28 protein-coding genes, 1 tRNA gene, 1 pseudogene and 1 riboswitch are annotated in these 24,551 nt (G+C 39.0%); of the genes and pseudogenes, 18 read left to right on the forward strand and 12 right to left on the reverse strand.

Going from position 1 to position 24,551, the window contains the following annotated elements; genetic code table 11:
- Positions 1-252 precede the first annotated feature (252 nt).
- The 3 genes from focA to pflA all read left to right on the forward strand — a co-directional run bounded on the left by focA (position 253) and on the right by pflA (position 4,420).
- Complete coding sequence (gene focA, locus QMF79_RS08690; RefSeq protein WP_281773529.1) at positions 253-1,077, forward strand: formate transporter FocA; 825 nt, start codon at positions 253-255, stop codon at positions 1,075-1,077.
- 127 nt (positions 1,078-1,204) lie between these two features.
- Positions 1,205-3,517, forward strand: coding sequence for a formate C-acetyltransferase (pflB, locus tag QMF79_RS08695; protein WP_281773530.1), 2,313 nt, complete (start codon positions 1,205-1,207; stop codon positions 3,515-3,517).
- 162 nt (positions 3,518-3,679) lie between these two features.
- The gene (gene pflA / locus QMF79_RS08700) at positions 3,680-4,420 is read left to right on the forward strand and encodes a pyruvate formate lyase 1-activating protein (RefSeq protein WP_111312309.1); all 741 of its coding nucleotides are present in this window, start codon (positions 3,680-3,682) and stop codon (positions 4,418-4,420) included.
- Positions 4,421-4,579: 159 nt separating this feature from the next.
- On the opposite strand, the gene QMF79_RS08705 is transcribed toward pflA, so the two are convergent.
- From QMF79_RS08705 to QMF79_RS08715, 3 genes are all read right to left on the reverse strand, one after another.
- A complete protein-coding gene (locus tag QMF79_RS08705) occupies positions 4,580-5,665 on the reverse strand; it encodes a 5-methyltetrahydropteroyltriglutamate--homocysteine S-methyltransferase (protein ID WP_281773531.1) in 1,086 nt (361 codons plus the stop codon).
- 122 nt (positions 5,666-5,787) lie between these two features.
- Complete coding sequence (pyrE, locus tag QMF79_RS08710; RefSeq protein WP_281773532.1) at positions 5,788-6,429, reverse strand: orotate phosphoribosyltransferase; 642 nt, start codon at positions 6,427-6,429, stop codon at positions 5,788-5,790.
- 87 nt (positions 6,430-6,516) lie between these two features.
- Entirely contained in the window at positions 6,517-7,359 is an 843-nt protein-coding gene (locus QMF79_RS08715) for a 23S rRNA (adenine(2030)-N(6))-methyltransferase RlmJ (protein ID WP_281773533.1), read from the reverse strand.
- A gap of 52 nt (positions 7,360-7,411) precedes the next feature.
- Here QMF79_RS08715 and ampD point away from each other — a divergent pair, with 52 nt between their 5' ends.
- From ampD to QMF79_RS08730, 3 genes and pseudogenes are all read left to right on the forward strand, one after another.
- A complete protein-coding gene (ampD, locus tag QMF79_RS08720; RefSeq protein ID WP_281773534.1) occupies positions 7,412-7,975 on the forward strand; it encodes a 1,6-anhydro-N-acetylmuramyl-L-alanine amidase AmpD in 564 nt (187 codons plus the stop codon).
- A gap of 12 nt (positions 7,976-7,987) precedes the next feature.
- The gene (gene ruvX, locus QMF79_RS08725; protein ID WP_281773535.1) at positions 7,988-8,401 is read left to right on the forward strand and encodes a Holliday junction resolvase RuvX; all 414 of its coding nucleotides are present in this window, start codon (positions 7,988-7,990) and stop codon (positions 8,399-8,401) included.
- Between the two features lie 33 nt (positions 8,402-8,434).
- Positions 8,435-8,667 (forward strand): annotated as a pseudogene (locus tag QMF79_RS08730) (IS3 family transposase); the annotation flags it as partial.
- Positions 8,668-8,732: 65 nt separating this feature from the next.
- Here QMF79_RS08730 and QMF79_RS08735 read toward each other — a convergent pair.
- The gene (locus QMF79_RS08735; protein WP_040216912.1) at positions 8,733-9,215 is read right to left on the reverse strand and encodes a Dps family protein; all 483 of its coding nucleotides are present in this window, start codon (positions 9,213-9,215) and stop codon (positions 8,733-8,735) included.
- 310 nt (positions 9,216-9,525) lie between these two features.
- Between QMF79_RS08735 and cdd the strand changes: the two genes are divergently transcribed.
- On the forward strand, positions 9,526-10,407 hold the full coding sequence (gene cdd, locus QMF79_RS08740) for a cytidine deaminase (protein WP_281773536.1): 882 nt from the start codon (positions 9,526-9,528) through the stop codon (positions 10,405-10,407).
- 79 nt (positions 10,408-10,486) lie between these two features.
- Here cdd and QMF79_RS08745 read toward each other — a convergent pair whose 3' ends face one another.
- The 5 genes from QMF79_RS08745 to QMF79_RS08765 form a co-directional block, all read right to left on the reverse strand.
- Complete coding sequence (locus QMF79_RS08745) at positions 10,487-11,116, reverse strand: 7-carboxy-7-deazaguanine synthase QueE (protein WP_281773537.1); 630 nt, start codon at positions 11,114-11,116, stop codon at positions 10,487-10,489.
- 15 nt (positions 11,117-11,131) lie between these two features.
- Positions 11,132-11,572 carry a 6-carboxytetrahydropterin synthase QueD gene (gene queD, locus QMF79_RS08750; RefSeq protein WP_281773538.1) on the reverse strand — a complete coding sequence of 147 codons (441 nt, stop codon included), beginning with the start codon at positions 11,570-11,572 and terminating at the stop codon, positions 11,132-11,134.
- On the reverse strand, positions 11,565-12,239 hold the full coding sequence (queC, locus tag QMF79_RS08755; protein ID WP_281773539.1) for a 7-cyano-7-deazaguanine synthase QueC: 675 nt from the start codon (positions 12,237-12,239) through the stop codon (positions 11,565-11,567). Before queC ends, queD begins: the two co-directional genes overlap by 8 nt.
- Before the next feature lie 3 nt (positions 12,240-12,242).
- Positions 12,243-12,287, reverse strand: a riboswitch (PreQ1 riboswitch).
- Between the two features lie 75 nt (positions 12,288-12,362).
- Positions 12,363-12,749, reverse strand: coding sequence for a hypothetical protein (locus tag QMF79_RS08760; protein WP_281773540.1), 387 nt, complete (start codon positions 12,747-12,749; stop codon positions 12,363-12,365).
- A gap of 42 nt (positions 12,750-12,791) precedes the next feature.
- A complete protein-coding gene (locus QMF79_RS08765) occupies positions 12,792-13,349 on the reverse strand; it encodes a TorD/DmsD family molecular chaperone (protein ID WP_281773541.1) in 558 nt (185 codons plus the stop codon).
- An 89-nt stretch (positions 13,350-13,438) separates the two neighbouring features.
- On the opposite strand from QMF79_RS08765, the gene nfo reads away from it, so the two are divergent.
- The 11 genes from nfo to QMF79_RS08820 all read left to right on the forward strand — a co-directional run bounded on the left by nfo (position 13,439) and on the right by QMF79_RS08820 (position 22,630).
- Positions 13,439-14,284: a deoxyribonuclease IV gene (nfo, locus tag QMF79_RS08770; protein ID WP_281773542.1), complete on the forward strand. Its 846-nt coding sequence runs from the start codon at positions 13,439-13,441 to the stop codon at positions 14,282-14,284.
- Between the two features lie 103 nt (positions 14,285-14,387).
- Complete coding sequence (locus QMF79_RS08775; protein ID WP_281773543.1) at positions 14,388-14,969, forward strand: C40 family peptidase; 582 nt, start codon at positions 14,388-14,390, stop codon at positions 14,967-14,969.
- Between the two features lie 130 nt (positions 14,970-15,099).
- Entirely contained in the window at positions 15,100-16,380 is a 1,281-nt protein-coding gene (gene waaA / locus QMF79_RS08780; RefSeq protein WP_281773544.1) for a lipid IV(A) 3-deoxy-D-manno-octulosonic acid transferase, read from the forward strand.
- Positions 16,381-16,382: 2 nt separating this feature from the next.
- Positions 16,383-16,868, forward strand: coding sequence for a pantetheine-phosphate adenylyltransferase (gene coaD / locus QMF79_RS08785; protein ID WP_281773545.1), 486 nt, complete (start codon positions 16,383-16,385; stop codon positions 16,866-16,868).
- Positions 16,869-16,870: 2 nt separating this feature from the next.
- Positions 16,871-17,419 carry an oligoribonuclease gene (gene orn / locus QMF79_RS08790; RefSeq protein WP_281773546.1) on the forward strand — a complete coding sequence of 183 codons (549 nt, stop codon included), beginning with the start codon at positions 16,871-16,873 and terminating at the stop codon, positions 17,417-17,419.
- A gap of 114 nt (positions 17,420-17,533) precedes the next feature.
- Positions 17,534-17,609: transfer RNA gene (locus tag QMF79_RS08795), tRNA-Gly, on the forward strand.
- A gap of 66 nt (positions 17,610-17,675) precedes the next feature.
- Positions 17,676-18,176 carry a tRNA (adenosine(37)-N6)-threonylcarbamoyltransferase complex ATPase subunit type 1 TsaE gene (gene tsaE, locus QMF79_RS08800; protein WP_281773547.1) on the forward strand — a complete coding sequence of 167 codons (501 nt, stop codon included), beginning with the start codon at positions 17,676-17,678 and terminating at the stop codon, positions 18,174-18,176.
- A 40-nt stretch (positions 18,177-18,216) separates the two neighbouring features.
- Complete coding sequence (locus QMF79_RS08805; protein ID WP_281773548.1) at positions 18,217-19,335, forward strand: N-acetylmuramoyl-L-alanine amidase; 1,119 nt, start codon at positions 18,217-18,219, stop codon at positions 19,333-19,335.
- 135 nt (positions 19,336-19,470) lie between these two features.
- Positions 19,471-20,691, forward strand: a complete 1,221-nt coding sequence (gene rhlB, locus QMF79_RS08810) for an ATP-dependent RNA helicase RhlB (protein WP_281773549.1) — start codon at positions 19,471-19,473, stop codon at positions 20,689-20,691.
- A gap of 1 nt (position 20,692) precedes the next feature.
- Entirely contained in the window at positions 20,693-21,124 is a 432-nt protein-coding gene (locus QMF79_RS08815; protein WP_281773550.1) for a hypothetical protein, read from the forward strand.
- Positions 21,125-21,142: 18 nt separating this feature from the next.
- Positions 21,143-22,630, forward strand: coding sequence for a helicase HerA-like domain-containing protein (locus QMF79_RS08820; RefSeq protein WP_281773551.1), 1,488 nt, complete (start codon positions 21,143-21,145; stop codon positions 22,628-22,630).
- 125 nt (positions 22,631-22,755) lie between these two features.
- On the opposite strand, the gene mtgA is transcribed toward QMF79_RS08820, so the two are convergent.
- From mtgA to lolA, 3 genes are all read right to left on the reverse strand, one after another.
- Positions 22,756-23,562 (reverse strand): monofunctional biosynthetic peptidoglycan transglycosylase, encoded by an 807-nt coding sequence (gene mtgA / locus QMF79_RS08825; protein WP_281773552.1) that lies wholly within the window; start codon positions 23,560-23,562, stop codon positions 22,756-22,758.
- Entirely contained in the window at positions 23,549-23,857 is a 309-nt protein-coding gene (gene trpR, locus QMF79_RS08830) for a trp operon repressor (RefSeq protein WP_111312291.1), read from the reverse strand. The genes mtgA and trpR overlap by 14 nt, the downstream gene beginning before the upstream one ends.
- A gap of 66 nt (positions 23,858-23,923) precedes the next feature.
- Complete coding sequence (gene lolA, locus QMF79_RS08835; protein ID WP_281773553.1) at positions 23,924-24,550, reverse strand: outer membrane lipoprotein chaperone LolA; 627 nt, start codon at positions 24,548-24,550, stop codon at positions 23,924-23,926.
- Between the last annotated feature and the right edge of the window lies 1 nt (position 24,551).

Raw genomic sequence — 24,551 nt, forward strand, 5'->3', positions numbered from 1 at the left:
GGTAATCCGTAAACATTGTTTTAATAAATTGTTAAAAAAGGGTTGATTTAAATTTAATAAAAGTTTGCTATTTCTTGTAAAGTTGAGATACATCAAAAAAAGGTGTTCAACCTCCCCCAAATAGGTAAGTTTTTGATTTTCAGATTGGTGGAACAGGTCTATAATTCCATACAAATCTTATCATGCCTTCAATTTTAGTTTATTCAGAAAAATTATTGAATAAGCATCAATGTAAACACAAAAGGATTGCCTATGTTTTCTCCTGCTGAAATGGCGAAAATTACCGAAGATGGTGCAGTTTATAAAGCAACTAAACATCAACTCTATTCTTTTATCTCTGCAATTTTAGCTGGTGGTTTTATCGGTCTTGCTTTCGTTTTTTATACTACAACGCAAACAGGCACAGGAGATGTTGCGTGGGGATTCTCTAAATTAGTGGGTGGTATGGTCTTCTCTCTTGGGGTGATTATGTGCGTGATTTTTGGCGCAGAACTTTTCACTTCATCTACATTAACCGCAGTCGCAAAAGCAACGCACCGTATTACTTGGTTTCAAATGTTTAGAAACTGGTTTATCGTTTATGGTGGAAACTTTATCGGTGGTTTAAGTGTTGTGATTTTAATTTGGCTTTCAGGTCAAATGATGGTAGCAAATGGTCAATGGGGCTTGACCATTTTAAAAACGGCACAACATAAAATTCATCACTCTTGGATAGAAGCTTTTACCCTCGGTATTTTGTGCAACATTATGGTGTGTATTGCTGTTTGGATGGCAAATGCAGGGAAATCATTAACCGATAAAGCCTTTATTATGATTTTACCTATTGCGTTATTTGTTTCATCTGGCTTTGAACACTGTGTAGCAAATATGTTTATGATTCCGATGGGAATGGTCATTGCCCATACTTCAGATGCCTCTTTCTGGACAGCGATTGGCGTTGATCCAATGCAATATGCAGACTTAGATTTATATCATTTTGTGGTAAAGAACTTAATTCCCGTTACTTTAGGTAATATCGTAGGTGGCGTGTTCTTTATCGGCTTAGTGCAGTGGTTCTTATATATTCGTAAGCACTAAAAATAACCTATTTATAAATCTGGCGAGAAGTTGAACTGAGATGTAATCGGTCAAATTTCGCCGAGATTTTACAAACTACGATGTTTCGGCATCACAAATTTTATTTAAAACAAATAGAGGATTTAAAATGACTCAATTAACTGAAACTCAACAAAAAGCATGGGAAGGTTTTACTGCTGGTGACTGGCAAACCGAAGTAAACGTGCGTGATTTTATCCAAAAAAACTATACTCCATATGAAGGCGATGAGTCTTTCTTAGCGGGAGCAACTGCTGCAACCACTAAATTATGGGAAGAAGTGATGGAAAAAATCAAAGTTGAGAATAAAACGCACGAACCGTATGATATCGACTGCGATATTCCTTCTACGATTACTTCTCACAAACCTGGTTATATTGACCAAGCATTAGAAAAAATCGTTGGTCTTCAAACAGATGCTCCATTAAAACGTGCCATCATTCCATTCGGTGGTATCAAAATGGTTAAAGGTTCTTGCGATGTTTATCGTCGTACTTTAAATCCTGAAGTAGAAAAAATCTTTACTGAATACCGCAAAACTCACAACCAGGGTGTATTCGATGTTTATACGCCAGACATCTTACGTTGCCGTAAATCAGGTGTCATCACAGGTTTACCAGATGCGTATGGTCGTGGTCGTATCATCGGTGACTACCGTCGTTTAGCGATCTATGGTGCAGATTTCTTAATGAAAGACAAACAACGTCAATTTGCATCATTACAACCACGCTTAGAAGCGGGTGAAGATATTCAAGCAACAATCCAATTACGTGAAGAAATTGCAGAACAACACCGTGCTTTAGGTCAAATCAAACAAATGGCTGCTTCATACGGTTTCGACGTTTCACGTCCTGCAGAAACAGCACAAGAAGCGGTTCAATGGACTTACTTCGCTTACTTAGCTGCGGTTAAATCTCAAAACGGTGCGGCAATGTCATTCGGTCGCGTCTCTTCATTCTTAGATATCTATATCGAACGTGACTTAAAAGCAGGCAAAATCACAGAAGAAGAAGCCCAAGAGTTAATTGACCACTTAGTCATGAAATTACGTATGGTGCGTTTCTTACGTACGCCTGAATACGATCAATTATTCTCAGGTGACCCAATGTGGGCAACTGAAACTTTAGCAGGTATGGGCTTAGATGGTCGTACATTAGTAACCAAAAACAGCTTCCGTATCTTAAATACCCTTTACACAATGGGACCATCTCCAGAACCAAACTTAACTATCCTTTGGTCTGAACAATTACCTGAAGGCTTCAAACGTTATTGTGCAAAAGTTTCAATTGATACTTCATCAGTTCAATATGAAAATGATGACTTAATGCGTCCAGACTTCAACAATGATGACTACGCAATCGCTTGTTGTGTATCACCAATGGTTGTCGGTAAACAAATGCAGTTCTTCGGTGCTCGTGCGAACTTAGCGAAAACAATGCTATACGCAATCAACGGTGGTATTGATGAAAAATCTGGTGCACAAGTAGGCCCTAAAACTCAACCAATTACATCTGAATACCTAGACTTTGAGGATGTAATGAGCCGTATGGATCACTTTATGGATTGGTTAGCAACACAATATGTGACTGCATTAAACATCATCCACTTTATGCACGATAAATACAGCTACGAAGCAGCATTAATGGCATTCCACGATCGTGATGTATATCGTACAATGGCATGTGGTATCGCAGGCCTTTCTGTTGCTGCTGACTCATTATCTGCAATTAAATATGCGAAAGTGAAACCAATTCGTGGCGACATTAAAGATAAAGATGGTAATGTTGTCGCTTCAAATGTGGCATTAGATTTCGAAATTGAAGGCGAATATCCACAATTCGGTAACAATGACAACCGTGTGGACGATATTGCGTGTGACTTAGTTGAACGTTTTATGAAAAAAATTCAAACACACAAAACATACCGCAACGCAGTACCTACTCAATCTGTTCTTACTATCACATCTAACGTGGTATATGGTAAAAAAACAGGTAATACCCCAGATGGTCGTCGTGCAGGTGCACCATTCGGACCAGGTGCAAACCCAATGCACGGTCGTGACCAAAAAGGTGCGGTAGCGTCTTTAACTTCTGTGGCTAAACTTCCATTTGCGTATGCGAAAGATGGTATCTCATATACCTTCTCAATCGTACCAAACGCATTAGGTAAAGATTACGAATCACAAAAACGTAACCTTGCGGGCTTAATGGATGGTTACTTCCACCACGAGGCAGAAGTGGAAGGTGGTCAACACTTGAACGTAAACGTATTAAACCGTGAAACCTTATTAGATGCGGTTGAGCATCCTGAAAAATACCCACAATTAACAATCCGTGTTTCAGGCTACGCAGTACGTTTCAACTCATTAACTAAAGAACAACAGCAAGACGTAATTACTCGTACATTCACAGAATGCATGTAATTAACACTTAGTGTTCTAAAGTAAAATAAAAGCGGTCAGGTTCTGCAAAATGATTGTATAATCTGACCGCTTGTTTCATTTAATGTCTTGAAATAAATGAGCTAGTACAGATTCTTTATTTCAATATATTATCGAATTTCAGCATTGTATTAGGAGAGAATTATGTCAGTTATGGCACGTTATCATTCTTATGAATCTTGTGGAACAGTTGATGGTCCTGGTATCCGTTTCATTTTGTTTTTACAAGGTTGTTTAATGCGTTGTAAATACTGTCATAACCGCGACACTTGGGATTTAGATGGTGGTAAAGAAATCAGTGTTGAAGACCTAATGAAAGAAGTAGTGACTTATAAGCATTTTATGAAAGCGACAGGCGGTGGTGTTACCGCATCTGGCGGCGAAGCAGTGTTACAAATGGAATTTGTACGTGATTGGTTCCGAGCCTGTAAAGCCGAAGGCATTGATACCTGCTTAGACACCAATGGCTTTGTACGGCACTATAGTCCTGTTGTTGATGAAATGTTAGAAGTTACTGACTTGGTAATGTTAGATTTAAAACAACTAAACGATGAAATTCATCAAGATCTCGTCGGTGTGTCAAACAAACGCACTCTTGATTTCGCTCGTTACTTACAAAAACTTAACAAACGTACCTGGATTCGCTATGTGGTTGTACCAGGCTATACCGATGACGATGATTCTGCTCACCGTTTAGGGCAGTTCATTCAAGGTATGGAAAATATTGAGAAAGTGGAACTCTTACCTTACCACCGTTTAGGCGCACATAAGTGGGAAACTTTGGGTTATAAATATGAATTAGAAGGCGTATTACCACCACCGAAAGAGGTACTAGAGCGTATCAAAGGTATCATTGAAAGCTATGGACATACGGTAAAATATTAGAAAAGCAGACTGTATCGGAAGAGGTGGTCTTTTTGTTCTATATGACAATTGGGAGATAAGATATTTACATAATCTGTCCTTATTTTGCAAAGCCCAATATAAAATCAACCGCTTGTAGAATATTCTACAAGCGGTTGATTTTTCTATGAAATGGAAAAATTAATCTTCGCCCCAAACTTCTTTTGCGATCTCTTCAACGTGGCGGACTTTTGCCCATTGCTGAGCCTCAGTCATTACGTTACCTTCTTCGGTTGATGCAAAACCACATTGTGGGCTTAAGCAAAGTTGTTCAAGTGGCACATATTTTGCTGCTTCTTGAATACGTGCTTTGATCGCTTCTTTATCTTCCAGTTCTGGGAATTTTGAGCTGATTAAACCTAACACTACGCGTCCTTTGTTATTCGCAAAATGTTTTAACGGCTCGAAACCACCTGAACGTTCATCATCATACTCTAAGAAATAGCCATCGTAGCTGGTTTGACCAAATAAACCATCTGCGACAGGATCATAGGCACCCGTTAATAAGTAAGAAGATTTGTAGTTACCACGACAAACGTGAGTAGTAATGATCATATCTGCTGGTTTATCTGCAAGAATCGCCTGCACGTTCGCAACCGCTTGTGCTTTGTCTGCTTCAAAAGTAGGTTGTGCGTGGTTGTTGCAGAGAGAGCCCCAGTACACATCATCGATTTGTAAATAACGGCAACCCGCTTCATAGAAGGCTTTGATTGCTTCTTTATAAGCTTGTTGTACATCTTTGGCAAACTCTTCACGGGTTGTATACACACCGTGATCCCATTGCACAGGGTACATTAATTGATTCGGGCTTGGGATGGTAAATTTTGCAACCGCACGACCATCAACAATCGCATTGAATTTTTTGAAATGCTCAATAAATGGGTGGTTTGGATTCCAAGAAACTTTACCACAGCAACGGGTGTTGTAAGGGCGAACTTCGACACCTTTGAATGCGTAAGCTTTTTCTGGCACATAACCTTCGATACCATTTAAGTTTTCTAAGAAATCGATGTGCCACCAAGAACGGTGATATTCACCGTCGGTGACCACTTGAATACCCGCTTCAAGTTGAGCATCTACTAATTTACGCACTTCTTGCTCTACAATTGCGTCGCGCTCTTCAAGTGAAATTTTGCCTGCTTTGTAATCAGCATGAGCTTGTTTCCAAGCATCAGAACGTAAATAGGAGCCAACAGTATCAGCGTGTAATGGGAGTTTTTTAGTCATTTTTATTCCTTATCGTAATTTTATTAAGGCATTCAATAATTTAAGTGAATTAGCATTGAGATACAAGAAAAACGAATTTAATATTTATGAAATTTATCAACGGTCAAGATGAAAATTTTTCATTATATTCCATACTGCTTACGGTATGCTTTCATCGTAGGCAAAAATGGGGCGTATTCTGTCGATTTCTCAATAAATTGTACCAGATCATCAAAATCTACGATTGAGAAGACTTGGCAACCATAATCGCGTTCTACTTCTTGAATAGCTGAAAGCTCGCCTTTGCCTTTTTCTTTACGGTTTAATGCAATTAAAACCCCTGCTAATTCGGCTTGGTTTGCTTGGATAATTTCCATTGATTCACGAATGGCTGTACCAGCAGTAATCACATCATCCACCAACAAAATTTTACCTTTAAGTGGAGAGCCAATTAAGTTGCCACCTTCACCGTGATCTTTCGTTTCTTTGCGGTTAAAACAGCAAGGTTTATCTACATCAAATTGCTTAGCTAACGCAACAGCAACCGTTGTTGCAATAGGAATCCCTTTATAAGCTGGGCCGAATAACACATCGTAATCTAATTTTGATGATTGAATAGCTTGAGCATAAAACTCGCCTAATTTAGCTAAATCTCGACCTGTGTTGAATAAACCTGCATTAAAAAAGTAAGGACTTTTTCTGCCTGATTTTAAGGTAAATTCGCCAAATTTAAGCACCTGGCGACTGAGTGCGAATTCAATAAAGTCGTATTTGTATTGTTCCATTATAAATTCCTCGTATATAAGCGCTTGTTTTTACTGAAAATTTTACAAAAAAATCCCCATCTCGGCTAAAACCAAGACGGGGAAAGATTATTCTGGCGTGATCCAATCAACAGTCCAAGAGCCTGTACCTTCTGGCACAAGCACTTCGGTTAAATAAGGTAAAATTTTCTTCATCTGGCTTTCTAACTGCCAAGGTGGATTAATCACAATCATCCCACTTGCGGTCATTCCACGTTGGTCTGAATCTGGGCGAACAGCAAGCTCGATTTGTAAAATCTTGCGAATGCCCGTTTCTTGCAAGCCACGTACGATACGTTTTGTGTGTTGGCGAAGCACCACAGGATACCAAATCGCATACACGCCTGTCGCAAAGCGTTTGTAGCCTTCTTCAATAGCTTTTACCACTAACTCATAATCTTCTTTTAGCTCATAAGGCGGATCAATGAGTACAAAGCCACGGCGTTCTTTCGGTGGTAATGCTGATTTTAATTGTTGGAAACCATTTTCACGTTTGGTCTGCACATTCTCTGTTTTGGCAAACTCTTGGCGTAATAATGGAAAATCATTTGGATGAAGCTCGGTTAAAATCGCACGATCTTGCGGGCGAAGTTGGTTGACTGCTAGCAATGGCGACCCTGCATAATATTTTAATTTACCGCTACGATTGATTTTTTTTAACTCATCAATATAAAATGCAACTTCTTCAGGCAAATCCTCCCGTTCCCAAAGGCGAGCTACCCCTTCTAAATATTCGCCCGTTTTTTCTGATTCTGCACTAAATAGACTATAACGCCCTGTACCAGAGTGAGTGTCTAAATATAAAAAGCCTTTCTCTTTTTGTTTGAGCGACTGTAAAATAAGAAGTTGTACAATGTGTTTAAGCACATCTGCGTGGTTTCCTGCGTGGAAACTATGACGATAGCTAAGCATTTCTCTCTCGATTTGATTGATTTTAAACGGCAAGATTCTACCACAAAACGCTATGGATTTAACCTTAAAAAATGGCAGCTTGATTCGCCAAAAACAAGTTCCTTCGCCTCATTTTAACCCTCGCCCTAATATCAATGATATTTCGCTCTTGGTCATTCATTACATCAGCTTACCGCCTGAGCAATTTGGCGAGCATTTCATTGATGATTTTTTTCAAGGGAAACTTGATCCCAATCTGCATCCTTATTTCCAAGAAATCAAGGATTTACGCGTCTCTGCTCATTGCTTAATTAACCGACAAGGCGAAATTACCCAATATGTGAATTTTAATGATATGGCGTGGCACGCAGGATTATCAAATTTTGAAGGGCGAGAAAAGTGCAACGAATTTTCAATTGGCATTGAACTTGAAGGCTCAAATAATCAGCCTTTTACCCAAGCACAATATGAAAGCCTTGTTGCATTAACCCAAGCAATTCAGACCGCTTACCCCGCCATTACCGATGAGCGAATTACAGGGCATCAGCATATTTCCCCAGGACGAAAACAAGATCCTGGTCGATATTTTGCGTGGGATTATTACAAACAATTACTTAGAAAAAATAGAAACAAATAAGGAATCATATTAATGACAAAAACCATTTTAGCCTTCGATTTTGGCACTTATAGCATCGGTTGTGCCGTAGGGCAAAGCATTACAGGCACAGCACAAGGCTTACCATCCTTTAAAGCCCAAGATGGCATTCCGAATTGGAATATGATTGGCAAAGTGATCCAAGAGTGGAAACCCGATCTGCTTGTGGTTGGCTTACCACTGAATATGGACGGCACAGAACAACCGCTTACACAGCGAGCAAAAAAATTCGCGAATCGCCTAAATGGGCGTTTTAACTTACCTGTGGAATTGCAAGATGAACGCTTAACCACAGTTGAAGCAAAATCAGAGATTTTCGCTCGCGGTGGTTATAAAGCACTGAAAAAAGATAAAGTGGATTCGATTTCGGCTTGTTTGATTTTAGAGAGTTGGTTTGAGAATCAATAACAGTATTTATATATGTATCAGGGTATTAAAAATTTAGGTAAACATGGCATTCAACAAAGTATGCCAAGGAAGGGAATTATTTAGATAACAGTGCGATAGAAACTTTGAACGATTAAAAACCGAATGTTGTTATGACAAACGATTTGAGACGTTTAAACAATTGGAGAAAACATCCACAAGTACATTCATTATTACAACCATGGTGTATTCATGGGAAACTAAAAGGACTGAGCCCTGTGAATGGCAGAACTCAGTCCTTAAACTAAATAAGTCTAACTTTTTAGGGTCAGATCATTTCACTGTTAGCCTTTAATTTATTTAATAATTAAAATTAAGCGTGGCAAGTTTGGCACGCTGCTTGAAACATCCACACTAATTTTTCTTGTTCTTTGATGTAGTCACTCATTTGAGAATTTGTACCTTCATCACCTGCTTCACCTGCAAGTTCAAGAATTTCGCGTTGTTGTTCAAGTAACACTTTTAAACCTGCTAATGTGCCAGATAAGCAGTCTTGAGCACTGCTTATAGCAATATCTTCTTGAATGCGTGAAACTTTTAAGTATTGGCTATAGGCATTATTTGGTGTGTAGCCTAAAGTTAAAATACGTTCTGCTAACTCATCTACTTTGGTAATTAAATCAGTATAAATCTCTTCAAATTTTGCGTGTAATTCAAAAAAGTTCACGCCTTTGATATTCCAGTGATAACCACGCACGTTAGTATAGAACACTTGATAGCTTGCCAATAAATCATTTAATTTTGAAGCCAATTCTGCTGATGCAACTTTATCTAAACCGATTGATGTTTTTGACATAATTTGTTCCCTCTTTATGTATGTAATATTAAAAAATAAATCAAAGAGCCTGTGCTCTTTGTGTTGATAAGTATATATCTTTCACTTGATAGATACAAATTACTTCATTCAATAAAATATATAGACATTATCTATTCATTAATGAATTGTTAAAGTTTATGCCTATCAATATTAGTTAATAAATGTGATCAGGTTCACAAATTTCAAGATTGATTGATCGTAAAGAAGTGAACTTCTCGTAATAAAAATAAATTTATGCTTTAATAACAAGCGGTTAGATTTTTAATCTTTTTTGCATTGGGAGAGAGTTATGCAAGATGCCATTTCGCAAACTTTATCGGAAAATAGACCGCTTAATCAAGCACTGCTTCATATTTTTAGTCGTCAAAATTGGGCGGGGTTCCTTTCTCATCAACAAGTTCAGCAAGTATGCCAACAATTGAAACTAGAACCCTTAGCCCTAGCGATGCAACTTTTACCTGTTGCTGCTTGTTATAGCCATACTGACATTTCACATTTTAAAGTGGGTGCAATTGCGATTGGTGAGCACGGCGATTTTTATTTTGGTGCGAACCAAGAATTTGCCCATACCGCCATTCAGCAAACCATTCATGCGGAGCAAAGCGCAATTAGCCATGCCTGGCTAAGAAGCGAAAAACGAATTAGTGATATGGTAGTAAACTATACGCCATGTGGACACTGCCGCCAATTTATGAATGAATTGCATCAAGCTGAAAACATTGCGATCCATTTGCCACATAGCCAACATAATCCACTGCATAGTTATTTACCTGATGCTTTTGGTCCGAAAAATTTAGACATTCATACATTATTACTTAATCAAGAAGATCATCAACTTGATGAAAATCATCCTGATAAGCCGGTTCAAGAGGCTATCCATGCAGCCAATCAGGCTCATTGCCCTTATTCAAATAGCCCGCACGGCATTGCAATTTTATTTAAAAATGGGAAGATAATAACAGGGCGTTATGCAGAAAATGCAGCATTTAATCCGAGCCTTCCGGCCCTACAAACTGCTCTGAATTATGCCTATCTTAATAATTTAGATTTAGCTGAAATTGAACGAATTGTATTGGCTGAGAAACCAACGAAACTTAGTTATAGAGAGATGACGGAACAATTATTGAACACGATTGTAGAAGTAAAAATGGAATATTTTATGATTAAATAATGAGCATTATGCAGCAGTTACTACCATTGTTAAAAATAACTTTGTGTAACTGCTACATAATAACCTATTTCTTATTCATTTACTCAATCCCCACAATCTTGTGCGTTTGCAAACTCAGATGCCATTTGGGTTTATTTATGCGCTGATTAAGCTGCCCTAACTGGGTAATTGTTTCGAGTAAATTCATTTTGCCATCAATTTCGCACGGCGAGAGATAATAATGCTCTGCTTGAATTTGTTGCTCAATCTGCTCGCAAAATGCTAACACATCCTCATCCGCCACAATACGAACCTCATGAGCAAAAGGAATACAACGGCGTTGATATTTCTCTTGATACAACCGTTTCGGGCTAGTTGCAATATAATCAATCTGTTTCGGTACTTCTTTCAAGCCATTAGTTTCAATCGCTAAAAAATAGCCCTCTAGTTTGAATGCATCCAATAACACACCTAGATGAGGTTGAATAGTTGGCTCTCCACCTGTGATGATAATATTCCTTGCTGAATAGGATTTCACTTTGGCTAAAATCTGCTCCAATGTCCAACTTTCAAACGTCATATAATCGGTATCGCACCACGGACAAGTAAGGTTACATTTTCCAAAACGGACAAAAATGCTTGGCATTCCCGTGTTAAATCCCTCGCCCTGCAAGCTCTCAAAAATTTCGACAATCGGGTAGCGGATGGTGCTAAAAATGGTATTTCGCATTTTATTCGCCATTTTTTACCGCTTGATATGTGGTGCTTGTGCATATTCACAGTAAGAGGTTGGTGTTTCCCATAGACGAATAAGCGTGACTGGCAACCCCTCTTTTCTGAGCTTATCAAACATATATTTTGCCATCTCTTCCGCTGTGGATCGGCTTGGAATGCCATAGACTTTTGAATCTAGATCGATTAACAAATTCGCTACTTTACTCTCTTTTGGGCTGTTAAGATCGTAAATAAACGCGTGATCCATCGGGTCTAAAATATGTGTTTTTACGATAGCTTTCAGATCAGCATAATCCATCACCATCCCACGTTTTGCCCCTTCTGCGACTAACTCGCCTACCACTTCAACTTGCAATTTGTATGTGTGCCCATGCAGATTTTTACATTTGCCATCATGCCCATCAAGCATATGAGCCATATCAAAACTAAATTCTTTCGCAATTTTAAACATCTTTTTTATCTCTTTCTGCAAGGTATTCATTCAAGCCTTTTTCACGCAACACACAGCTTGGGCAAGTGTGGCAGCCGCCTTCCACGCCTAAATAGCAGGTGTGCGTATGTTCAAGAATATAGTCAAACACGCCCAAATCATCTGCTAATTTCCACGTCTCTTTTTTGGTGAGATACATCAACGGCGTACGGATGTTGAAGTTATAATCCATCGCCAAGTTCATCGTTACATTCATTGATTTTACGAATACATCACGACAATCAGGATAACCGCTGAAATCGGTTTCACACACACCTGTGTAAATGGTCGAAATGCCCTGCCCTTTGGAATAAATCCCCGCATAAAGTAAGAATAAAGCGTTACGTCCATCCACAAAGGTATTAGGCTTATCGCCCTCTTGCTGAATCTCTGCACCTTCTTGCATCAAGGCATTGGTGGTAATCGCTTTGATCACCGATGTGTCAATTAAGGTCTGTTTTACGCCAACATCTTTGGCAATCCATTCGGCTTTTTCAAGCTCAATCGCATGGCGTTGCCCATATTGGAAGGTCACCACTTCAACATTTTCCTTGCCAAATTCTTTAATCGCTTGGAAAAGACAAGTAGTGGAATCTTGCCCTCCTGAGAAAATCACGAGGGCTTTTTTAGGTTGTTTAGATAGGTTCATTGTATATCCTTAGTTTTTTTATGTGGGAGGTTCTCGAACCACAAGAAAAAGTAAGCGGTAAAATTTTGACAATTTTTGCAAAATCTTACCGCTTGTAAGAGGCTATTATAACGGAAAAATCAGCTACCAACAAATATAACAATAATGCCACGGCGACCCCCAATATGGGCGTTCAAAGCGGTAATATTGTTGCATCTCGTCTACTTCTGCTTGTGCTTTATAACTATCCCACGCCATTTTATGGCAGGCTTGGAAAATCGGATTTTGGATTTTTTCCGCATAGGCTTTATCCAATTTTTCCTTTTCTTCAGCTGTTTGGCTAACTGGCGGATTAAGTTTTTGCTCCATCAGTGAAGCGGTTTCTGCATCACACTGTTTTGCTAATTCAATTGAAAGCAGCTGTTGAGCTTTAATTTTCTCTGCTTCTCTTTGTGCTTTTTGTGCTGGTGTTAAGGCACAGCCTGTCAATGCAAGACTAACTAAAATGGTGATGAGATGTGAGTATTTCATAGCACTTCCTTAAAGGTAAATTAAATCTCGTTTAAATCTCTTTTAAATATCTTCATCGTCCAATTCATCTGCCATAGCACTTAACGCATCGCAGGTAAGTTGAGCAAGAGCTTTGTAGAAACCATCATCTTTTGTTTCCACTAAACCTAAAAATTTATTCATACAAGGCAGAAGATATTTTTCAAACAATATTTGCTGAGCTTGGGTAGAATCCAGATGGTCTTCAATCCAAGAGGCAGTAAGCAATAACAATGCAACATGATCGGCTTGCTCTAATGTAAGCATTCCACGTTCATTTCTAAAGACAATAAAATCTTCAACAGAAACTTTATAAGCAGAAATAGCGGTCGGAATTGCCCCATTTTCTGCAAAAAGTGCTTGATAGCTTGGGGCTAATTCGGTAGGGTTAGCCTGTTTTTCTAACAAGGTTAGCGAAAGTTCGCTTTGGCTGTCGGTGTTTAATACCCATTGCTGGCGAAGTCCACCTTGAGCAAGCCACGCAAAGGTTCCTGCTAAAATAGGATCGTTTGGTTGGCGATAAAAAAGATTACCGAATAGACGACATAAAAGTGAAAAATCATTAATGTGAGTATTGCTCATAATATAAACCAAAAATATTGAGTGAATAGCACTATTTTACACTCTACACAACTTTTATAGAACAAAAATAGACAAGAAGAGGAAATGCGATGAAATATATTGGGGCTCATGTGAGTGCATCAGGTGGTGTTGAGCAAGCTGTGTTGCGTGCGGTAGACATTGGTGCAAATGCTTTTGCGCTGTTTACCAAAAATCAGCGCCAATGGAAAGCACCTCCATTAAAAGCGGAAACCATTAAGAAATTTAAACGTTTTTGCCAAGTGCATCATTTTACTGCGGATCAAATTCTACCACACGACAGCTATTTGATTAACTTAGGTAGCCCTGAGATGGAAGGCTTAGAAAAATCGCGAGCGGCTTTTATTGATGAAATGGAACGAGCCAATCAGCTTGGTTTGAAATTGCTTAATTTCCATCCTGATTCTCACTTAAATAAAATTTCTGAGCAAGACTGTTTAGCAAGAATTGCGGAGTCCATCAATATTGCCGTGAGTAAAGTGCCAAATGTAATCGCAGTTATTGAAAATACGGCAGGGCAGGGCTCAAATTTAGGCTATCGCTTCGAACATCTGGCAGAGATTATTGAACAAGTAGAGGATAAAAGTCGTGTGGGCGTCTGTTTAGATACTTGCCATACTTTTTCAGCGGGTTACGATATTAGCTCACTTGAGCAATGCGAAAAAACTTTTGCCGAATTTGAACAAGTGGTTGGCTTTAAATATTTACGCGGAATGCACCTCAATGGGTCAAAAACACTATTAGGCAGCCGAAAAGACCGTCACGATACGTTACGTGAAGGCACAATTGGCACAGCATTTTGCGAATTTATTATGAAAGATGATCGCTTTGATGGCATTCCAATGATTTTAGAGACAATAAATCCCGATATTTGGGCAGAAGAGATAAAATTTTTACGGACATTGGCGAACAAATAAGTTATACTCCCCTAACTTGTTTTCGCAATAATTTTTTATTGCATATTGATCAATATTTTTAATAGGAATAAACACGCTTTTGTTGTTCTGGCGAGACAAAATTATGAATAAGAAATACCCTTTTTTAACCAAACTAAAACTCTCATTATTTGTTCTATTCACAGGCTTTACGCTTCAAGTAAATGCGAGTTTAAGTAGTACTTCAACCCACCAAGTTAAAGCACGTATTGTGGCTAAAGTGGCAACAGCAGAGCAAATTCAGCAAAATGCGAAGCAAAAATCTGCAAAAGTAAAAGCGAATCAAAGTGAAACCACAAACTCAGGGAAAAGTGGCTCACAAAAAGTGAATCAAGTTTATCGCCAATGGGTGGGAACACGTTACCGTTTAGGTGGTACAAGTACAGCGGGAATTGATTGTTCAGCTTTTGTACAGAAAACAATGAGTGGTGCTTTTAACGTTCATCTTCCTCGCTCAACAGCGGAGCAACGCTATTCAGGTCATTCCATTTCTAAATCAGATTTACAACCAGGAGATTTAGTCTTTTTCCGAAAGAATAATCACGTAGGTGTGTATATCGGTGGCGGAAAATTTGTTCACGCCAGTACAAGCCAAGGGGTTACAACTAGCTCTCTTTCAGAAAGTTACTGGACAAGAACTTATACACAATCACGCCGAGTGCTTTAATACGATTTTGTTTAGGCCGTTATCAATGATAGCGGCTTTGTTTTATCTGATTTCTAGGATTTTATGCTAGAATAATCCCCAATTTTTGTAAACCGTTCAGCAAAATTAACCGCTTGGAGAAACTTTATCAATGCTTCGTTTTTGGTACACTTTATTGAGCTATTGCATTCAGCCACTAATTTTGCTTTTTATGTGGAAGAAAAGCTTAAAACAGCCCAATTATCGCAAACGTTTGAGTGAACGTTATGGGATTTATCCTCATTTCACGAAGCCTACACCAAACGGGGTTATTGTGCACGCTGCCTCTGTGGGCGAGGTTATTGCTGCAACACCATTAATTAAAGCGATTCAAGTGCGCTATCCTAAATTGCCAATTACGATTACAACCGTTACACCAACAGGTTCAGCACGAGTAAAAGACGCATTTGGCGAAAGTGTGTCACACTTTTATTTGCCTTACGATCTACCTGATGCAATCAACCGCTTTATTGATTTTGTGCAACCTAAATTGATGATTGTGATTGAAACCGAACTCTGGCCGAATCTGATTGCACGTTTTCATCAACGAAACATTCCCTTTATTGTTGCGAATGCTCGCCTTTCTCCCCGCTCAGCTAAACGTTACGGTTGGATTAAACGTGCATTAAAAGGTACGTGGCAACGCACCAATATGATTTTAGCTCAAGATAAAGTCAGCGAACAACGCTACTTGGATTTAGGTTATCCGCACGAAAAATTAGTAAACACGGGGAATTTAAAATTTGACCTTGAGATTACCGAACATATCAGAAAAAAAGTATTTGAGACAGTAGAGGCATTAAATATTAGTAAGCGTTTGGTGTGGATTGCAGGGAGTACGCACGAGGGAGAAGAAAAAATGATTTTAAACGCCCATCAAGAGCTGATCAAAAAATATCCAGATTTACTTTTGATTTTAGTACCGCGCCATCCTGAACGTTTTAATCAAGTAGAAGAGCTCATCCAAAAATCGGGCTTATCTTATCGAAAACGCTCTCAATTTGAACCGCTTGAACAGACAACACAAGTGCTTCTAGGTGATACGATGGGCGAGATGATGGTGCTTTATGGATTGGCAGAAATTGCATTTGTTGGCGGAAGTTTAGTCAAACACGGCGGGCACAACCCGCTTGAACCGATTGCGTTTGAACTTCCTGTTATTTCTGGTGTACATACTTATAATTTCCCAGAAATTTTTGCCAAACTACGTTCTGTGCACGGTGTCGTTGAAGTAGAAAGTTCAGAAGAAGCACTGGCACAAACGGTTGCATTTTTACTTGAAAATACGAGTGCACGAGAAAGAATTGCTCGTTATGGCTTTGAGGTATTAAAAGAAAATCAAGGTGCGTTAGCTCGCCACTTGCATTTATTAGCCCCTTATTTAGAAAAATAAAGATGAAGAATATTGTAATTTATGCGGGAACCTTCGACCCCATTACCAATGGGCATTTAGATATTATCCAGCGTACTGCTAGTTTGTTTGATAAAATCATTGTGGCAATTGCCAAGAACCCAAGCAAACAACCGATGTTTTCACTCGAAGAGCGTACAGCACTAGTTGAACAAAGTTGCCAAGCACTAGACAATGTACAAGCGGTCAGTTTTTCAGGCTTGCTTGCAGATTTTGCAAAACAGTACAAAGCAACTGCATTAGTGCGCGGCATTCGTGGTAGTGATGATTTGGAATACGAAATTCAGCTTGCTCAATTAAATGATAAATTAGCCCACGGCTTAGAAACGATTTTCCTACCACCTTCAGTAGAATGGCGTTACCTTTCTTCCACCATGGTGAGAGAAATTCATAAACATCAAGGTAATATTGAGCCTTTTGTGCCCGCGTGCGTGATAGAATTATTAAAAAATAGAACAGAAAAGGAATAAAAATGAGCCAAGATAAACAAAATTTAATCTGGATCGACCTTGAAATGACAGGCTTAGATCCTGAAAAAGAACGCATTATTGAAATTGCGACGATTGTGACTGATAAAGATCTAAATATCTTAGCAGAAGGTCCTGTTCTTGCTGTAAAACAATCTGATGAACTACTGGGTAAAATGAGCGATTGGTGCGTAAAAACGCATACCGAAAATGGCTTAATTAAGCGAGTGAAAGCAAGTAAACTGACGGAGCGTGCTGCTGAGTTACAAACTATAGATTTTCTTAAAAAATGGGTACCAAAAGGTGTTTCACCAATCTGTGGCAACAGCATTGCACAAGATAAACGCTTTTTATACAAATATATGCCAGATTTGGCGGATTACTTCCATTACCGCCATTTAGATGTGAGCACCCTAAAAGAGCTGGCTCGCCGTTGGAAGCCTGAAATTTTAGAACTGTTCAAAAAACAAAATACTCATTTGGCTTTAGATGATATTAAAGAATCAATTAACGAGCTGAAGTTTTATCGTGAGTATTTTATTAAACTTGATTAAATTTCCTTTGAATTGATATATTTTTCCTCACTTGCGATACTTTTTGAAAATTTTGCTTGTGAAGCACTGAGAAATTTGTATAATGTTGCTATTCAATTCTGAATGACCTCAAATGCGGGAATAGCTCAGTTGGTAGAGCACGACCTTGCCAAGGTCGGGGTCGCGAGTTCGAGCCTCGTTTCCCGCTCCATTTTTTCTTCAAATTTCTTCATATCAATTTACTTTTCATTTTTATTTTAAATAAGTTATTTTTGTTATGACAGAACCTAATGCTTTTTATCTTCCTCACGAAGAAGCTTTATTACAATTCGGGCAACAATTCGCGTCTGCAATTCAAGATTACTTAACGCAAACCCCAAGTGAAGGTGCGGTGATTTATTTGAATGGCGATTTAGGTGCAGGGAAAACCACGCTTACTCGTAGCATTGTTCGCCAGTTTGGGCATCAAGGTAACGTGAAAAGCCCGACTTATACCTTAGTGGAAGAGTATCAACTTTCCCCCATTTCTGTGTATCACTTTGATTTATATCGCTTGGCTGCCCCTGAAGAGCTTGAGTTTATGGGTATTCGAGACTATTTCCGCCCGCAAACCTTGTGTTTATTGGAATGGGCATCCAAAGGCGAAGGAATGATTCCAGAGGCAGATATTCTTGTGCAAATTGATTATGCGGAAGAGGGCAGAAATCTGCGTTTATATCCAAAATCAGAGAAAGGCATCCAAATCACCTCATTTTTGCACAAAATCACAGAAATTTAACCGCTTGTAATTTGTAATATTTGTAAAATAAAGGAATGATATGAATAAGTTTATCCGTTGCTTAACAATCGCATTATTCGGTCTGTTAAGTGTAAATAGTTATGCAAAAACTGTTGTAGCCATTGATGCAGGGCACGGCGGGAAAGACCCTGGTGCCATTGGTAAAAAGCTCGGCATTAAAGAAAAAGATGTTACTCTTGCCATCGCTAAAGAATTAAAAGCCTTGCTTGATGCTGACCCGAATTTTAAAGCAGTGATGACACGTAAAACGGATACTTTTGTACAATTACCTGAGCGAACAGAAATTGCCCGTAAAAATCGTGCGAACTATCTGGTTTCAATTCACGCCGACTCATCTCCTCGCTCGGATGATATGAAAGGTGCTTCCGTTTGGGTGCTTTCTAACCGTCGAGCTAACGATGAAATGGGTTTATGGTTAGAAGAAAGTGAAAAAAAATCAGAGCTTTTGGGCGGTGCAGGACGGATTTTGGCACACAATAACGAACGTTATTTGAACCAAACTGTGCTTGATTTGCAATTTTCGCACGCACAACGCACGGGCTATGCATTAGGTTCAAATATGATTGGACGAATGGCAAGAATTACCTCATTAGCAAAATCGCAACCACAACACGCAAGTTTAAGCGTGCTTCGTTCGCCAGATATTACTTCTGTCTTAGTCGAAACGGGCTTTTTATCTAACGCTGTTGAAGAACAAAAGCTCTCAACAGCGACTTATCGCAAACAGATTGCAAAAGCAATTTATGATGGATTAGTTTCTTACCGTAAGCAAAATGGTCAGTCTTCTGATAATAAAACCATTGCTGAAAAAGAGCCTAAAGCAAAAGTATCTAAAGAAGAGAAAAAAGTAGACAATAAAATAGATGCTAAGCAAGCGGTCAAAAATAACGAAAAATCAGCAAAAAGTACTGAAGCTAAAACCTCTAATCCTAAAGGAAAAGAAAAAACAAACGAGAGCAAAAAAGAAGATTCATCACGTAAAATCCAAAAATCAAATAATGGTTATCACGTCGTTCAACAAGATGAAACGCTCTATTCAATTGCTCGAACTTACAACACAACACCAGAAAAGCTTAGCAAACTGAACGACATTAAAAATAATAAGATTGTCGTGGGGAAAAAATTAAAGGTGGAATAATACTCTAATGGCTAATTCAAAATGAGTTAGCCATTTTTATCATTGAAATATTTATTTCTACGCTCTTTATTTTCAGGTATCATTCCCCCTAATTTTTGCCTATTTTCTAGGCTATTTATTCAACAAGGAATTTCGATGTCAACACATCTTACCGAACAACGCTTTAGCGATTTCCCGATTCACGAAAAAGTGCTTTCTGCACTTGATAGTAAAGGCTTTGAATTTTGCACACCGATTCAAGCTCAAACATTACCCATTACGTTAAATGGCAATGATATTGCAGGTCAAGCCCAAACAGGCACGGGCAAAACGATGGCGTTTCTCATTGCAACCTTTCATCATCTACTCACACATGATCTACAAACGCAGAAAAACCAGCCTCGAGCAATGATTCTAGCCCCGACTAGAGAACTTGCAGTGCAGATTACTTCCGATGCTGAACTGTTAGTTAAACAAACTCGCTTGAAACTCGCACTTGCTTATGGTGGCGATGGCTATGAAAAACAGGTACAAGAGATAGAAAAAGGCGTTGATATTTTAGTTGGCACAACAGGGCGTGTGATTGATTATGTGAAACAAGGCATTATCAATCTCAATTGCGTACAAGTGATTGTGTTAGACGAAGCGGATCGAATGTTCGATCTCGGTTTTATTAAAGATATTCGCTATTTAATGCGTAAATGTCCGAAGCCAACCGAACGCCTTACGATGCTTTTCTCAGCAACGCTTTCGCCACGTGTGCGTGAGTTAGCTTATGAAGATATGAATGAGACAAAATATGTTGAAATTGAACCGCTTCAACGTACAGGGCATCGAATCAAAGAAGAGCTATTCTATCCATCTAACGAAGACAAAATGGCATTATTACTCACGCTCTTAGAGGAAGAGTGGCCCGAACGTTGTATGGTTTTCTCTAATACTAAACACGGCTGCGAAGAAATTTGGCGATATTTACAAGCTGACGGGCACCGCGTTGGCTTACTTACAGGCGATATTCCGCAGAAGAAACGATTGAACTTGCTAGGTAGCTTTACCAAAGGCGAATTAGATATTTTAGTAGCAACTGATGTCGCGGCTCGAGGTTTACATATTCCTGAAGTCACGCACGTGTTCAATTACGATCTACCCGATGATCGTGAAGATTACGTGCACCGAATCGGACGAACAGGGCGAGCAGGACAATATGGACATTCCATCAGTTTCGCGTGCGAACGCTATGCGGTGAACCTACCTGCGATTGAGGAATATATCGGACACACAATTCCTGTCAGTCAATATGACACAAATGCTTTATTACCTTTACCTAAAGTGAGTCGCCCTCGCTTTAACAAACATTCTTCATCCTCAACACGCTAATATGAAAAAATTACTTATTTCAGTCTGTACTGCACTTTTTTTAACTGCTTGCACGGCAGAAACAGAAGAAATGTGGACGGATTTCACTGAAGGCTTCCGACACAATCCTGAACGTAAGCCTACGAGAGTAGCCCAAGGTTACTCTGGCGAATCCCAAGCCAGTTTTAATAAAGGAAATACGATAAGCGGTAATGTCAGACATCATAAACAGATTGTTAAAACAAAAACAACTATGATCGGACATCAACGTATTGATACGACTCAATGCAATGATTTAGATGACTGGTATTTAGACGGCTTCCGTGTAGGAAAATCATTTCGTAGTCAGAAAACAGAGATGTTCCAAAAACGTATCCAATATTGCCAAGGAAAATTGCCAAATGCTCATCGAACTTACTGGGAAAATGGCTACCAAATTGGCGTAAAATCTTAAAAGGAGAAAGAGCACATTATGACACTTGCAATCGCACAAACCCATTCAGGGAAAACTATTTCACTGGTTGCCAAAATGGCAAACCGCCACGGTTTAATTGCTGGTGCAACAGGTACAGGGAAAACCGTTACATTACGTAAATTAGCTGAAGCATTCAGTGATGAAGGCGTTCCTGTTTTCCTCGCCGATGTAAAAGGCGACCTTTCGGGGATCTCACAAGCGGGCAGTTTTTCAGGCAAAATTGCAGAACGCATCGAACAATTCCAGCTAGGTAACGAAAACTATTTAAGTGGCTACCCAGTATCTTATTGGGACGTCTTCGGCGAAACAGGTATTCCACTTCGTACGACAATTTCAGAAATGGGTCCGATGCTACTTGCTCGTTTGCTTAACTTAAACGATACCCAAGAAGGCTTATTAAACCTCGTATTCCGCGTGGCAGATGACCAAGGTTTATTGTTGATTGACCTAAAAGATTTGCGTGCAATGCTCAAATATGTTGCCGAAAACGCCAAAACATTCCAAGTGGAATATGGTAACGTTTCAACTGCAAGCGTTGGAGCAATTCAACGTGCTTTACTTGCTCTAGAAAATGAAGGGGCTGAAAAACTCTTTGGTGAACCTGCATTAAATCTTGAAGATTGGCTGCAAACCCGCGATGATAAAGGCGTGATTAATATCTTAAACTCAGAGAAATTGATTAATTCGCCACGTCTATATAGTGCGTTCTTACTTTGGTTTATGGCAGAACTCTTCGAAATTCTGCCAGAAGTAGGCGATCCAGAAAAACCTAAGTTTGTCCTTTTCTTTGACGAAGCTCATTTATTGTTTGATGGTGCACAGAAAATTTTAGTAGATAAAATTGAGCAAGTTGTGCGTTTAATCCGTTCAAAAGGGGTTGGCGTTTATTTTGTCACCCAAAATCCACTTGATTTACCTGATTCAGTATTAGGTCAGCTAGGTAATCGCGTACAGCACGCTTTGCGAGCCTTTACTCCTCGGGATCAAAAAGCCGTGAGATCAGCAGCGGAAACCTTCCGAGCGAATAAAGATATAGATGTAGTCAAGGCAATTACCTCGCTAGTTGTAGGCGAGGCTTTGATTTCAGTCTTAGATGAAAAAGGAATGCCAACGCCAGTGGAAATTGCATTAGTTTATCCACCCAAAAGTCAGCTCACACCATTAACTGAAACCGAGCGTAGCCGTTTAATGAAACAGGATGATCTTTACAGCCATTATAGTGCTTATGTCGATAATGAATCTGCTTTTGAAGTATTAAATGCTCAATCACAAGCGGGGCAAAGTCAAGGACAAACTGCAAATACTGAAGAAGAAGGATTTTTAGGGGGAATGCTAGCCTCAATCTTTGGTTCGAAAAAGAAAAAAGACCAATCGCTTGCTGAACAAATAGTCAGCCAAGTGGCTCAACAAGTTGGGAGAAATCTACGCAATCAAGTTACCAAGCAAATTATGCGTGGCTTGCTTGGAGCGATTATAAAAAAATAGGTATATAAAAAAGGGGCTTCATATAGCCCCCAGTCTGGTATTAAATTTAACCGATTTTAGGAGAGAATACCCCCCTTCACCTACGGACAAGAACGATTTTATCTACTATGTATCTTTCCTATCACCTACTCCAATCGACTCAAATACTGTTGCCCACCTAATGCAGAAACTTGTCGAATAATCCACACTTGGCGTTTTTTCATAATAACTCCTGGGCGATCTACTCGGTAAATATTGGGATTAGGTAGCGAGGCAGCCAATAAGGCAGCTTCATTTAAAGTCAGATTTTTTGCTGATTTCTTGAAAAAAGTTTGGGCAGCCGCTTCCACACCAAAAATACCATAACCAAATTCAGCAATGTTTAAATAAACTTCTAAAATCCGCTCTTTCCCCCAAAGCTGTTCAATGGCAAAGGTTAGTGGTAATTCAATGCCTTTACGAATCCAACTTTGCCCGTGCCAAAGAAACATATTTTTGACCGTTTGTTGGGAAATCGTCGAACCTCCCCGCACTTTTTTGGATTTCGCATTGTTTTGCAACGCAATTTGAATGGCATTTAAATCAATCCCAAAATGGCTTTCGAATTTTTGATCTTCAGAAGCAATGACCGCCATTTGCATTTGCCAAGAAATTTTATCCAAACTTACCCATTTTTTCTTAATTTCGTAAGGTTTTCTGTCTAATAAATGGTTAATTTTTTGTTGTACCATATAAGACGAATAAGGTACGGGTACAGTGCTAAATAATAAAATAACAGCCAATAATCCCACTAAAAGCGGTGCCCCAACTCGGCTTGAGCCAAACCACGCCCACCCTAATTTACTTGTCACTTCTTTTGGTATGTAAAAACTCAATACCAAATTAAAGAGCTTTTTGGCAATTTTAAATAAACCCGATGAACGACGCTTTCGGCTTTTCCTACGCTTTACCATTGAGTTTCTCGTTCGTCCAAGTTAAAAACTCAGTATCAAGCGTTTTTAGCATATTCGAACCACGAGTTATAGTTGCTGCACTGGTATTCAATTTTTGCTGAATTTCACGTTGAGACAAATCATTACTCAGTAAATGCCTCACAATTTGGGTGCGTAAGCCTAAAGAACCGCGTTCATCTGGCGTTAAGAAAAGTGAAAAGAATTGCTCTAATTTGTCTTCTTTAACCGCTTGCTCAAGCAGTTCAACAAACTGTTGCCATTCTTTTAGATCACGCTGTAAATAAATCGTTTTCATTATCTTTTTAAATTTAGTTTGTAAGCAAGCGGTTAAATTTTATGAAATAACCGCTTGTTAAGTTAATTATTTCTTACGTTGATCATCCACTTCAGCACCTTTCGGTACACTGAACTTGAATAAATCGTTAGATAAATTTGATGACGCAATATTACGCAATAAATAGAGATTGCTTTGTCCATCACGCTCAATCGTGCTGAATCCTTTCATTACCCCATTTTCATCAATTCGCACATCAAACTGCTTAATACTGCTTTTTTTCGCTTTTGGTTTTAATACGAAAGTATCGGCATTTTGGATCACATCATATTGATCCCAATGGCTTTTATTATTGCTGGTTAAAAGCACAAATGGCGTATTATTCACCGCATCTTCAACGGTGTTTACCGTCACTTGTGAAACAAATGGATCATAGAACCATAAATTTTTGCCATCAGAGATAATCTGATTTTCTTGCGGTTGTTGGGTATCCATTCTAAACAAATTCGGGCGTTTTACCATAAACTTGCCTTTACCTGATTGAATTTGTTTACCCTTGCTTGAACGCACGGTTTGATCGAAATCCGCACTATATTGTGTTACTTTTTCTAAGCGACTTTGCAATTCTGCTACCGCTTTTTCATCTGCCCAAGCGATTGAAATCATCGAAAAAATTGCTAAACCAAATAATGATTTTTTTACAAATTGAGTCATT

This window comes from Pseudohaemophilus parahaemolyticus, assembly GCF_938021905.1.
Classification (GTDB): domain Bacteria; phylum Pseudomonadota; class Gammaproteobacteria; order Enterobacterales; family Pasteurellaceae; genus Haemophilus_A; species Haemophilus_A parahaemolyticus_B.

Excerpts from the sequence above, each read along its gene's own strand:
- coaD (WP_281773545.1), top strand. The coding sequence starts at position 16,383 with ATGAAGAATATTGTAATTTATGCGGGAACCTTCGACCCCATTACCAAT.
- waaA (WP_281773544.1), top strand. The coding sequence starts at position 15,100 with ATGCTTCGTTTTTGGTACACTTTATTGAGCTATTGCATTCAGCCACTA.
- cdd (WP_281773536.1), top strand. The coding sequence starts at position 9,526 with ATGCAAGATGCCATTTCGCAAACTTTATCGGAAAATAGACCGCTTAAT.
- pflA (WP_111312309.1), top strand. The coding sequence starts at position 3,680 with ATGTCAGTTATGGCACGTTATCATTCTTATGAATCTTGTGGAACAGTT.
- QMF79_RS08820 (WP_281773551.1), top strand. The coding sequence starts at position 21,143 with ATGACACTTGCAATCGCACAAACCCATTCAGGGAAAACTATTTCACTG.
- QMF79_RS08765 (WP_281773541.1), bottom strand. The coding sequence starts at position 13,349 with ATGAGCAATACTCACATTAATGATTTTTCACTTTTATGTCGTCTATTC.
- rhlB (WP_281773549.1), top strand. The coding sequence starts at position 19,471 with ATGTCAACACATCTTACCGAACAACGCTTTAGCGATTTCCCGATTCAC.
- QMF79_RS08735 (WP_040216912.1), bottom strand. The coding sequence starts at position 9,215 with ATGTCAAAAACATCAATCGGTTTAGATAAAGTTGCATCAGCAGAATTG.
- QMF79_RS08745 (WP_281773537.1), bottom strand. The coding sequence starts at position 11,116 with ATGCGAAATACCATTTTTAGCACCATCCGCTACCCGATTGTCGAAATT.
- lolA (WP_281773553.1), bottom strand. The coding sequence starts at position 24,550 with ATGACTCAATTTGTAAAAAAATCATTATTTGGTTTAGCAATTTTTTCG.
- QMF79_RS08760 (WP_281773540.1), bottom strand. The coding sequence starts at position 12,749 with ATGAAATACTCACATCTCATCACCATTTTAGTTAGTCTTGCATTGACA.
- QMF79_RS08815 (WP_281773550.1), top strand. The coding sequence starts at position 20,693 with ATGAAAAAATTACTTATTTCAGTCTGTACTGCACTTTTTTTAACTGCT.
- mtgA (WP_281773552.1), bottom strand. The coding sequence starts at position 23,562 with ATGGTAAAGCGTAGGAAAAGCCGAAAGCGTCGTTCATCGGGTTTATTT.
- QMF79_RS08715 (WP_281773533.1), bottom strand. The coding sequence starts at position 7,359 with ATGCTTAGCTATCGTCATAGTTTCCACGCAGGAAACCACGCAGATGTG.
- queC (WP_281773539.1), bottom strand. The coding sequence starts at position 12,239 with ATGAACCTATCTAAACAACCTAAAAAAGCCCTCGTGATTTTCTCAGGA.
- QMF79_RS08805 (WP_281773548.1), top strand. The coding sequence starts at position 18,217 with ATGAATAAGTTTATCCGTTGCTTAACAATCGCATTATTCGGTCTGTTA.
- pflB (WP_281773530.1), top strand. The coding sequence starts at position 1,205 with ATGACTCAATTAACTGAAACTCAACAAAAAGCATGGGAAGGTTTTACT.
- trpR (WP_111312291.1), bottom strand. The coding sequence starts at position 23,857 with ATGAAAACGATTTATTTACAGCGTGATCTAAAAGAATGGCAACAGTTT.
- QMF79_RS08775 (WP_281773543.1), top strand. The coding sequence starts at position 14,388 with ATGAATAAGAAATACCCTTTTTTAACCAAACTAAAACTCTCATTATTT.
- queD (WP_281773538.1), bottom strand. The coding sequence starts at position 11,572 with ATGTTTAAAATTGCGAAAGAATTTAGTTTTGATATGGCTCATATGCTT.
- orn (WP_281773546.1), top strand. The coding sequence starts at position 16,871 with ATGAGCCAAGATAAACAAAATTTAATCTGGATCGACCTTGAAATGACA.
- QMF79_RS08705 (WP_281773531.1), bottom strand. The coding sequence starts at position 5,665 with ATGACTAAAAAACTCCCATTACACGCTGATACTGTTGGCTCCTATTTA.
- focA (WP_281773529.1), top strand. The coding sequence starts at position 253 with ATGTTTTCTCCTGCTGAAATGGCGAAAATTACCGAAGATGGTGCAGTT.
- ruvX (WP_281773535.1), top strand. The coding sequence starts at position 7,988 with ATGACAAAAACCATTTTAGCCTTCGATTTTGGCACTTATAGCATCGGT.
- pyrE (WP_281773532.1), bottom strand. The coding sequence starts at position 6,429 with ATGGAACAATACAAATACGACTTTATTGAATTCGCACTCAGTCGCCAG.
- ampD (WP_281773534.1), top strand. The coding sequence starts at position 7,412 with ATGGATTTAACCTTAAAAAATGGCAGCTTGATTCGCCAAAAACAAGTT.
- nfo (WP_281773542.1), top strand. The coding sequence starts at position 13,439 with ATGAAATATATTGGGGCTCATGTGAGTGCATCAGGTGGTGTTGAGCAA.
- tsaE (WP_281773547.1), top strand. The coding sequence starts at position 17,676 with ATGACAGAACCTAATGCTTTTTATCTTCCTCACGAAGAAGCTTTATTA.